Origin of the sequence: Mesorhizobium sp. M0898 (genome assembly GCF_040319695.1) — a bacterium.
Taxonomy (GTDB): domain Bacteria; phylum Pseudomonadota; class Alphaproteobacteria; order Rhizobiales; family Rhizobiaceae; genus Mesorhizobium.
Window position 1 is genome coordinate 1 of sequence record NZ_JAMYOE010000128.1, and the last position, 1156, is coordinate 1156.

Annotated in this window: 1 protein-coding gene; it reads right to left on the bottom strand. The window is 55.0% G+C overall.

Annotated elements, in window-relative coordinates; all coding sequences use genetic code 11:
* On the bottom strand, positions 1 to 887 hold an 887-nt coding region (locus NKH90_RS34535; RefSeq protein ID WP_352823781.1), incomplete at its 3' end, for an aminotransferase class I/II-fold pyridoxal phosphate-dependent enzyme.
* Positions 888 to 1156: the final 269 nt, after the last annotated feature.

Below are 1156 nucleotides of genomic sequence, written 5' to 3' on the forward strand. Positions count from 1 at the left end.
ACAATCGCTTGTGTAATATGGCTTGTATTGAGGGTAATGAAACTCTTGAGCTGGACCAGGTTTTCCCAAAGTGCCCGGCAAGCGCGCGCGTCTCCAAATATTGTATCGGGCAGTATCGCAGCTCCCACGCGGAGAGCTGGGCTCAAGGTCTTGGAGAATGTGGACAGGTAAATAACACTTCCTGCCTCATCCAAAGCGGCCATCGGAGGGATCTCATCACCTTCATACCGAAATAGCCGATATGGATTGTCCTCCAGAACGATAATCCGATTTCTTGCGCACACTTGAAGGATATCGCATCGTGAGGCCTTATCGAGGACGCGCCCGGTCGGATTGTCAAAATCGGGAATGAGGTATAGAGCGCGGGCCCTCCGACCATTCCGGCGCAATTGTAGGACGGCGAGTTCGACTGCCTCTGCAACGCAAGGCGCTGAGTTGGACAATGCTGCAACGGCGACCCTTGCGGCCTTACCTGCACCGGTCGCACCAATATACGTGGGATTGCAGACTAGGAGCACATCCGCAGCTTCAGGGCACAGCGCGGCGAGGCAGAGTGCGAGCGCTTCCTGGCATCCTGAGGTGATCAGTACGCGATCCGCCCTCGCGGGAACCCCCTCATCAGACCGGACCTGTTGCGCAACGAGCTCGCCGATAATGCCGGCGGTTCGTCCATACTGCAGCAAGTGCGACAATAATTGCCCGCCCCCGTGACCGCCAGCTGAATAGCGTTCATATACTACTAGTGCATTCAACAGCACCTGGGGGTCGAGCTTGTCGAAGAACCGCTCACTCGGTCTGCCAGACGCCAGCGAGACTGCCGAGGGAAACGTGCTCGAGACTTCGTTCAAAAAATTCATAACTGAACATTGCGATCTGTGATCCAACATCGAACCCTGCGTAGGACTATCGGCGAGCTGAGGACCACACCAGTCTCAGAGCGACGACATCATTGAGGCCCAAGGGCTCACGCATTTTCACGGTTTATTCGCCAGAATGATCAAGCTGATCAAAAAGCACCCATCGTTTGATTGATGAATCCATCCTGCGCGCCTGAGTGCATGTCTTCGAAGCTGAGCCGCCTCTCAAAGCGAGAGGACTCGGATCCTATGAAGTTGGCAAACTGCGTCTACGCACACCTAGAGCTGACCGGATTTTT